The sequence below is a fragment of the Tenacibaculum soleae genome (assembly GCF_001693415.1).
GTDB lineage: Bacteria > Bacteroidota > Bacteroidia > Flavobacteriales > Flavobacteriaceae > Polaribacter > Polaribacter soleae.
Genome location: NZ_MAKX01000035.1, coordinates 143,882 through 152,966, shown reverse-complemented (window position 1 = coordinate 152,966; position 9,085 = coordinate 143,882). Strand labels below are relative to the sequence as shown.

8 protein-coding genes and 1 rRNA gene are annotated in these 9,085 nt (G+C 32.0%); all 9 read right to left on the bottom strand.

Annotated elements, in window-relative coordinates:
* A 16S ribosomal RNA gene (locus BA195_RS13200) occupies positions 1–138 on the bottom strand; the annotation flags it as partial.
* Positions 139–889: 751 nt separating this feature from the next.
* Entirely contained in the window at positions 890–1,627 is a 738-nt protein-coding gene (locus BA195_RS13195) for a DUF4294 domain-containing protein (protein WP_068706240.1), read from the bottom strand.
* 104 nt (positions 1,628–1,731) lie between these two features.
* Positions 1,732–2,985, bottom strand: coding sequence for an aminotransferase class I/II-fold pyridoxal phosphate-dependent enzyme (locus BA195_RS13190; RefSeq protein WP_068706221.1), 1,254 nt, complete (start codon positions 2,983–2,985; stop codon positions 1,732–1,734).
* Positions 2,986–3,125: 140 nt separating this feature from the next.
* Positions 3,126–5,336, bottom strand: a complete 2,211-nt coding sequence (locus BA195_RS13185; RefSeq protein ID WP_068706219.1) for a xanthine dehydrogenase family protein molybdopterin-binding subunit — start codon at positions 5,334–5,336, stop codon at positions 3,126–3,128.
* Positions 5,337–5,347: 11 nt separating this feature from the next.
* Positions 5,348–5,809 (bottom strand): (2Fe-2S)-binding protein, encoded by a 462-nt coding sequence (locus BA195_RS13180; protein ID WP_068706217.1) that lies wholly within the window; start codon positions 5,807–5,809, stop codon positions 5,348–5,350.
* Positions 5,810–5,986: 177 nt separating this feature from the next.
* Positions 5,987–6,457 carry a hypothetical protein gene (locus BA195_RS13175; protein ID WP_068706215.1) on the bottom strand — a complete coding sequence of 157 codons (471 nt, stop codon included), beginning with the start codon at positions 6,455–6,457 and terminating at the stop codon, positions 5,987–5,989.
* 79 nt (positions 6,458–6,536) lie between these two features.
* Positions 6,537–7,724: an enoyl-ACP reductase FabV gene (fabV, locus tag BA195_RS13170; RefSeq protein WP_068706213.1), complete on the bottom strand. Its 1,188-nt coding sequence runs from the start codon at positions 7,722–7,724 to the stop codon at positions 6,537–6,539.
* Positions 7,721–8,113 carry a hypothetical protein gene (locus BA195_RS13165; RefSeq protein WP_068706211.1) on the bottom strand — a complete coding sequence of 131 codons (393 nt, stop codon included), beginning with the start codon at positions 8,111–8,113 and terminating at the stop codon, positions 7,721–7,723. Before BA195_RS13165 ends, fabV begins: the two co-directional genes overlap by 4 nt.
* Positions 8,100–9,053: a phosphoribosylaminoimidazolesuccinocarboxamide synthase gene (locus BA195_RS13160; RefSeq protein WP_068706209.1), complete on the bottom strand. Its 954-nt coding sequence runs from the start codon at positions 9,051–9,053 to the stop codon at positions 8,100–8,102. The genes BA195_RS13165 and BA195_RS13160 overlap by 14 nt, the downstream gene beginning before the upstream one ends.
* Between the last annotated feature and the right edge of the window lie 32 nt (positions 9,054–9,085).

Below are 9,085 nucleotides of genomic sequence, written 5' to 3'. Positions count from 1 at the left end.
TACAAGGCAGATTCTATACGCGTTACGCACCCGTTCGCCGGTCGTCATCTGTAGCAAGCTACAATGTTACCCCTCGACTTGCATGTGTTAAGCCTGCCGCTAGCGTTCATCCTGAGCCAGGATCAAACTCTTCATTGTATATTTTAAATAATATTAATGAATAAGTTTCAAAAGAATTTGTTTAACGAAGTTAAACATGGTTATTCTACTCTTTGTTTACGCTGTCAATTTCAATATTTTCAATGAACGTGTCGAGTCGACACTCGCAAGTATTCTCAACTTGATTACCTTCTCAGACTTCTTGTAGAAATGTTAGATTCGAACTAACTGATTTTATTACCAAATCATTCCAAAATTTCTCTGATCGTTTTCGCTTTCTTAAAGCGGTTGCAAATATATAAACTTTTTAAAAACTGACAAAACTTTTTTGAAGTTTTTTTTAGTTTATTTTCGCGATGTTTTTAATGAACTTCCGAGTTTTAAACGGACTGCAAAGATACTTTCTTTCTTTTGATTTAAACAAGTTATTTGCAACTTATTTTTAATCTTTTCTTGATGATATCTTAACAATGTTTTATGAACTTTCACTAATCTTAAACTTGCGTTTTTCCCTTAGCGGGTGCAAATATAGATCCCTTTTTTAACATGACAATGCTTTATTTTATGTTTTTTTTGACGCTCTTTACTTCGTGTTGTTTTTTAGATAGTTAGCTGTTTTTTATTTTATATAATCATCTTTAAATAGTTTTGCGCGAGGGATTGAACGATCTGTTTGAGCTCTTTTTACTTGGTAAAGCTAAAAAGCGAGGAGTGAAAGCCCGACAATTTTTGCGAAAAATTGTCGCGCCATAAAAATAACAAACTTATATTGTAGTAAAAATGATTTTGTTTACGTTTTTTTTCGTTTGTTCTTTTTAGCACGCTTTTTGCGTTGTTTTGCAAACATCTCCTTGTAGAATTCTACATCAATATACCCTCTGCCCTTTGATACTATAGATAAATAATCTTTTTTCAATTTAGGTTTTTGATATTCTAACTTCTCTTCTATAAATGCTCGTTGCAACACATCTTCTATTAAAAAGTCTTCATTTTCAAGACTAGGAAGATATTCTGATTTTAATGACAACTTAAACATATTAGCTGTTGCGTTATACCAAAACGCTTTCCAACCACTTCGTAATTCTTTTACATTATTAAAGGCTGTTTTCCCTGATTGTCGATGAATTAACTTTAGCAAAATTCGTCCTTCGGTTCTTGTTAACTTTTTTAATGGTTTTGTCAACTCTTCTTCTAGGTACTTTTGTGTTTTTTTTACGAATCTTCTTTTCGCTTTTTTTGATTTTAATGTCGATAAGTGTGTCGCTACACTATCAATTTTTTTTATAGCTAGCACTGCATAAGGATACGCTTTGAAAACTTTACGTTTAAACCAATAATAATAACGAGCGTCTGATGCTGTTTTATATTTGTGCTTTGGTAAGATAGCGACTTCATTTAACGCAATCATTAAACTATCTCCGTTTTTGACTAAAAAATAGTCATTATTAAAATCAGGTAAAGTGTCCTGTATTTGCGCTTTTAGAACGGTAACTTGTAATATTATATATAGGTATAAAAACTTTTTCATTTTTTTTAGTATCAATAAGTAGTACCAAATGTATTCGTTTCTTTTTAAAACAAAAAAACTCATGAAATATTTCATGAGTTTTTTTTTATTTTCTGAGCATTTTGCTATTTAGCCATAATTGCTTCGGCTACTTTTTTATAAGTTCCGTTTTCTAATTTTTCTCTTATTGCTGAAAAAGCTACAATTGTTTCATCAACATCTGCTTGTGTATGACGTGCTGTTGGAATTAATCTTAATATAATTAATCCTTTAGGAATTACTGGATACACTACAATTGAACAAAATACCCCGTGATTTTCACGTAAATCTTGCACCATTGCCATTGCTTCTGGTATTTCTCCTTTTAAATATACAGGAGTGATACATGTTTGCGTAGTTCCTAAATCAAAACCAGCATTACGTAAACCTGATTGTAAAGCGTTTGTAATTTTCCATAAATTTTCTTTTAACTCAGGCATTGTACGCATCATATCCAAACGCTTTAATGCTCCTTTTACCATTGGCATTGGTAATGATTTTGCAAACATTTGCGAACGCATGTTATATTGCAAATACTGAATTACATCTTTATCTCCTGCAAAGAAAGCTCCAATACCTGCCATTGATTTTGCGAATGTTGCAAAATAAACATCAATACCTTCTTGAACCCCTTGCTCAAAACCTGTTCCTTTTCCACCTTCACCTAAAGTTCCGAAACCATGTGCATCATCAACTAAAAGTCTAAAGTTATATTTTTCTTTTAAAGCTACAATCTCTTTTAAACGACCTTGCTCACCACGCATTCCAAAAACTCCTTCTGAAACTAATAGAATTCCTCCACCAGTTTTTTCTGCCATCCTGGTTGCTCTCTTTAAATTTTTTTCGCAACTTTCTATATCATTATGGCGGTACACAAAACGTTTACCAGCATGTAAACGAACTCCGTCAATAATACATGCATGTGTATCCATATCATACACAATAATATCATCTTTATTTACCAAAGCATCGATGGCCGAAACCATTCCTTGGTACCCGAAATTTACTAAATACGCTGCTTCTTTCTCTACAAATTCAGCACACTCTTGCTCTAATTGCTCGTGATACTTTGTATGGCCAGACATCATACGCGCTCCCATTGGATATGCTAACCCATCAGCAGCAGCTGAATCTCCATCTGCTTTTAAAACATCTGGGTGATTTGCTAGCCCTAAATAATCGTTGATACTCCAAGTAACTACCTTCTTACCGTTGAAAGACATTCTGTTAGAAATTGGCCCTTCTAATTTAGGAAATACAAAATAACCTTCTGCTTTATCTGCCCATTTTCCTAAAGGCCCTTTATCTTCTTTAATTCTTTCAAATAAATCTTTTACCATTATTACTTTTGTAATTTTATGCTGCGAAAATAATGCTTTTTAAGAAATTTTCAAAATTGACAACCTCCTTAATGACTTGAAATAAAAAAAGATATCGAAATCGATATCTTTTCTATTAAGACTTATTTTTAATTATGTTTTTATGGTTGTTTTAACTGATTGATAAACGGTTGTTTATACAAACGTTTTCCTAAAGCTTTATAAATTGCATTTGCAACTGCTCCACCTGCCGGGGGCAATCCTGGCTCACCTAACCCTGTTGGCGATAATTCGTTTTTAACAAAATGTACTTCTACCTTAGGTGTTTCATTCATTCTTATTAATCGATAGGTATCAAAATTTTTATTAGATGGTTTCCCTTTTTCGAAAGTTAAATCAGCATACATTGCATGTCCAATTCCGTCGATTACACCACCTTGTACTTGATTTATTGCTCCGGTTGGATTTACTACAATTCCGCAATCTACCGCTGCAATTACTTTTGTAACCACGGGCAATCCGTCTTTTAAAACAACCTCAGCTACTTCTGCAACATGAGTGTTATGACTGTAATATGCAGAAAAACCTTGATAAACACCTTCTTTTTCTTTACCCCAATTTCCTTTTTCTACAGCTAGTTTTATGGTGTCTTCCATTCTTTTACCTGAATACTCAATCTTTTTATCTTGAGTATCTTTTACGTTTTGCAATAAATCGATACGCAATTGTACAGTATCTACATTTAATTCTGTTGCTAGCTCATCAAAAAAGGCTTGCTCTGCAAAGGCTAAAAAATTAGTATACGGAGCTCTCCATGCCCCTGTTGTAATATCACTTTGATAATTTTTTGTAGATACTTTATAATTTGCAATACATCCTGCAGGAAAAAAATGTGGTATTAACCCATACATATTACCATCAATAGCTGCTTCTTTTAAATGATATCCTGTAATTTTATTATTTTTAATTGAAGCTGCAATTCGATATTTTATTGCTGGGCGATAAACCCCTGTAGTCATATCATCTTCTCTTGTCGATATAACTTTTACAGGCTTTTTAATTGTATTAGATATTTCAGCAGCTTCATATACAAAATCACCATATAAACGTCGACCAAATCCTCCTCCCATTCTTGTCATATGCACTTGAACATCGGCTAAATCTCTACCTAGCATTTCTGAAACTACCATCGCTGCAAATTCTGGAGTTTGTACTGGACCAATTAAATCAATTTTTTCTGAAGTAACATTGGCGAAAAAATTCATTGGCTCTAAACAATTATGAGGTAAAAAAGGTGAATGATACGTTCTTTCAACTATTTTATCTGCTACTGCAAATGCTTTTTCGATATTTCCATCTTCACGACGTACATCAAAATCTTTAGCATCTAAAATATCATTTAGAATTTCATCATGAGTTTCAGTATTTTCTAATTTTTTACTACTGGTTTTCCAAACAGCTTTTATAGCATTTTTTCCTTTAATTGCCGCCCAAGTATTTTTGGCAATGACCACTACTTTATCAGACTCTGACATTTTAAAGGTCCAATTTGACTTACCCGAATCTAAAAACTTTCTTACTTTTTCACCTATTGTTATAACATCTATTACTCCCGCTATTTTTTTAGCCTCAGTAGCATCAAAAGAAGCTAATATTTGACCAAATGCTGGTGGCCTTAAAACGGTAGCGTATACCATACCTGAAGCTTTATAATCTAAACCAAATAAAGGTTTACCTGTTACTATTTTTTTTAAATCAACATTGGTTGCATTTTTACCTATAATTGTAAACTCGGCAGGTTTTTTTAAGGTTACATTTTCAGGAACTTTCATAGCAGCTGCTTCTTTTACAACATCTCCATATCCTAAATTTTCTCCTTTAGCATTCGTTATAATTCCGTTTGATGCTTTACATGTTACTGGATCTACGCCCCATTTTACAGCGGCAGCATTTACCAACATTTGTTTTGCTGTGGCGCCGGTTTGCCTTAAAGCATCCCAACCAAAACGTATTGATTGACTCCCTCCTGCCAACTGACGTTTATAATTTTTAGTATCTAATGGAGCTTGTGCTACATGTACATTATTCCAATCAACATCTAGTTCTTCGGCTATAAGCATTGGCATAGAAGTTTTAACACCTTGCCCAATTTCTGGATTTGGAGAATAAATAGTTACATAACCTTCGTTAGATATTTGAATAAATGCATTGAAATCATTAAAATTTAAATTTTCAATATCAACTGATGGTTTTACATTGGGCTTGCATGCGGTAAACAAATTAAACCCAATCATAATTCCGCCACCTGCTAATGCCGATGTTCTTAAAAAACTCCTTCTACTAAACGTAATTTTATTTTTTGATGTACTCATAAGTTTAATTTTTAAGACATTTTTTTAGCGGCGATTCCTACTGCTTTTTCTATTCGGTTGTAAGAAGCACATCTGCATAAATTACCATGCATTGCTTCTCGAATTTCGAGTTCAGATGGACTAGGATTTTCTTTTAAAAATGATGCCGCTGTCATTATTTGCCCTGCTTGGCAATATCCGCATTGCGGAACATCAACTTCCTCCCAAGCTTCTTGCAACGGATGATTTCCTTCTTTTGACAAACCTTCAATCGTTGTTATTTCTTCATTATCTAACTCTGATACTTTTAATTGACAACTTCGCATTGCTGCGCCATCTACATGTACTGTACAAGCACCGCATTGTGCAATTCCACAACCGAATTTTGTACCTACCATTTCTAATTCATCTCTTAAAATCCATAACAAAGGCGTATCATCATCCGCAGAAAAAGAATGTGATTTTCCGTTTATTTTTAATGTATAATTTGGCATTTTTTGAAGTTTTTGTTTTTGCTCGAATAAGTTACGTAAAAAAATTATATTTTTTTTCGGTTAATTGGCAATAAATAATTTCGGAATGACGTTATCAAGAATATTTTATCACTTTTATTTTTAATAGATTTTATTAGATGTGGTTCTGAATCAAATTCAGAATAACGAGAAATATTTTTATAATTTATCTAACTCTAAACGGAAATCATATTGTAAATCTTCGTGTAACGTAGCCATTAATTTTTCTATTAACTTTATTTGCGTTGTTAATATATTTTGTAATCGCGGGCTTTTTTGTATTGATGGTTTAAAGTTTTTAAGTTTTACACAGAAATATAAGAGCAGTTCTACTTCTGTTTCTTTTTTTTTTGAGAAACGAATGTATTTTTTTGTGCTTGTTAATATTTTACGCATGCTTTTTCTTATGAAGAAGTAGCTTTTGGTATTAATTCCTTCAAATAAAATGTCTATCTCTTTTTTAACTCCCAAAATGTAGCTCTCTTCATCATGTGATTCAAACAATAAATAGGTTAATAATTCTTTATTTTCTTTTTTGAATCGAGCTAATTTTAAACATAATTCTAATAATTCGTTCGTATTCTTATGTTTTAGTTCGTCTTTTAATATTTTAACGGTAGCTGTTTTCATCTTTTAATTTAAAAATTAAATATAACTAAAAAACCTCATAGACTTTATATCTATGAGGCTTTCAATTTATTTTTTTGATTTACTGAATACTTGGTACTTTAACAAGCTCGTTAACATCAGCATCATAATCTACTCCGTCGACTTTAAATCCGAATAACTTAAAAAACTCATTACTGTATCCTTCTAAATCACCTAACTCAGCTAAATTTTCAGTAGTTGCTTTTTTCCATAATTCAGAAATTTCAGCTTGTACATCTTCACGCATTTCCCAGTCATCAACTCTAATTCTTCCTTTGGCATCTAAATCTAAATCGCCACCAAATAAACGTTCGCTATACAAACGCTGAATTTGTTCAATACACCCTTCATGAATTCCCTTTTCTTTCATTACCTTAAATAATAAAGAAATATATAATGGAATTACTGGTATTGCAGAACTTGCTTGGGTAACCAATGCTTTATTTACTGAAACATAAGCATTACCGTTAATCGACTTTAAATCATCTGAAATTTTGAACGCAGTTGCTTCTAAATCATCTTTTGCAGCACCAATTGTTCCGTTTCTATAAACTGGTTTTGTTACTTCTGGCCCAATATATGAATAAGCAACTGTTGTAGCCCCTTCTGATAATAAGTTTTCTGATTGTAATGCATCCATCCACATTTTCCAATCTTCACCTCCCATAACTGTTACTGTATTAGCAACATCTTCGCCTTCGGCTGGATTTATAGATATTTCTGATACTTTTCCTGTATGAAAATCTACTGTTTTATTTGTAAACACCTCTCCTATTGGTTTTAAAACCGATTTAAAGCGTTTACCTGATTCGGGATGCGTTCTTACTGGTGATGCTAAACTATAAATTACTAAGTCAACCTGACCTAAGTCTTCTTTAATTAGCTGAACAACTTGTTCTTTTATTTCGTTTGAAAATGCGTCTCCGTTTATACTTTTTGCGTATAATCCTGCTTTTTCAGCTTCTTGTTCAAAAGCTGCTGTATTATAAAAACCTGGTGATCCTGGTTTACCTTCTGCTGCTGGTTTATCAAAGAAAACACCAATTGTAGCTGCATCTGATCCGAAAGCACTTGAAATTCTTGATGCTAATCCAAAACCTGTTGATGAACCGATTACTAATACTTTTTTAGCTCCTTCAATTTTTCCTTTCGATTGTACGTATGCAATTTGATCTTTTACATTTTGTTCACATCCAGTTGGGTGAGATGTTAAACAAATAAACCCTCTAGTTCTTGGTTCTATTATCATTTATTGTTTGTTTTAAAATCTTTAATTTCTAATTGACTGTCTTTAATTCGTTGGCCAATCATCATTAAAATTCTTTTATTAATATCAGTATTATTTTCTTTATAAAATTCAAATTCACTAACAGTAAACTGACCTATAACTAAACCTAAAAACTGATTTTTTAAATTTATATTTTTTTTAGTGATATTATTCACCGCTTTATTAAACTTTTCTTTTTCTACATTTAAAATATCCACTTTTTGCTTATTACAGAAAAAAATGAAAAACTGTAGTAATAAATCATGTTGTAATTTTAAAATTGGGCGTACAGTCTTATTCTGAAAATCTTCAATAGGTATTTCAGATGACAAGTTTAAAACTGGTCTAATAGTTAGTTTATTGCTGTCCATTCAAAAAACTAACTACATTTTTATTTATACGGTCTAATACATTTGTTGTATTTGCTTTTACAAACTTCTCTCCTGTTATTTGTTCGTATAGCTCAATGTATCTGTTAGAAATTTCAATAATTTTATCATCAGACATTTCAGGTATTTGTTGCCCTTCTTTTCCTTGAAAATTATTTTCAATTAACCACTGACGAACAAATTCTTTTGATAATTGTTTTTGTGGTTCTCCTTTTTCTTGACGAGCCTCATATCCATCAGCATAAAAATAACGTGAAGAATCTGGTGTATGAATTTCATCTATTAAAACAATTTTTCCGTCTTTTGTTTTACCAAACTCATATTTAGTATCTACTAAAATAAGTCCGCGAGATGCAGCTATTTCTGTTCCTCTTTGAAATAAAGCTCTTGTATATTTTTCTAAAACAATGTAATCTTCTTCAGATACTACTTTTTTAGAAAGAATTTCTTCTCTCGTAATATCTTCGTCATGATCACCATTATCCGCTTTTGTTGAAGGTGTAATAATTGGAACTGGAAATTTATCATTCTCTTTCATTCCTTCTGCCATTTCAACACCACATAAAACTCTTTTACCTGCTTTATATTCACGTGCTGCATGACCAGACATATAACCACGAATAACCATTTCAACTTTAAAAGGCTCGCATAAATGCCCCACAGCTACATTTTCATCAGGATTTGATACTAACCAGTTAGGAACAATATCAGCTGTATCGTTCATCATTTTGGTTGCAATTTGGTTTAAAATTTGTCCTTTAAAAGGTATTTGACGCGGTAAAACAACATCGAAAGCTGATAATCTATCAGAAGCTATCATTACTAATAACTCGTCATTTATATTATATACTTCTCTTACTTTACCTTTATAAACTGACTTTTGTTTTGGAAATTGAAAGTTAGTCTCGTTAATTGTATTCATTATATTTTTGTTGTGTTGTTAACTGCAAAAAT

What these genes read in the sequence shown, in the direction of transcription:
- BA195_RS13195 (WP_068706240.1), bottom strand. Translation starts at nt 1,627, where the DNA reads ATGAAAAAGTTTTTATACCTATATATAATATTACAAGTTACCGTTCTA.
- BA195_RS13190 (WP_068706221.1), bottom strand. Translation starts at nt 2,985, where the DNA reads ATGGTAAAAGATTTATTTGAAAGAATTAAAGAAGATAAAGGGCCTTTA.
- BA195_RS13185 (WP_068706219.1), bottom strand. Translation starts at nt 5,336, where the DNA reads ATGAGTACATCAAAAAATAAAATTACGTTTAGTAGAAGGAGTTTTTTA.
- BA195_RS13180 (WP_068706217.1), bottom strand. Translation starts at nt 5,809, where the DNA reads ATGCCAAATTATACATTAAAAATAAACGGAAAATCACATTCTTTTTCT.
- BA195_RS13175 (WP_068706215.1), bottom strand. Translation starts at nt 6,457, where the DNA reads ATGAAAACAGCTACCGTTAAAATATTAAAAGACGAACTAAAACATAAG.
- fabV (WP_068706213.1), bottom strand. Translation starts at nt 7,724, where the DNA reads ATGATAATAGAACCAAGAACTAGAGGGTTTATTTGTTTAACATCTCAC.
- BA195_RS13165 (WP_068706211.1), bottom strand. Translation starts at nt 8,113, where the DNA reads ATGGACAGCAATAAACTAACTATTAGACCAGTTTTAAACTTGTCATCT.
- BA195_RS13160 (WP_068706209.1), bottom strand. Translation starts at nt 9,053, where the DNA reads ATGAATACAATTAACGAGACTAACTTTCAATTTCCAAAACAAAAGTCA.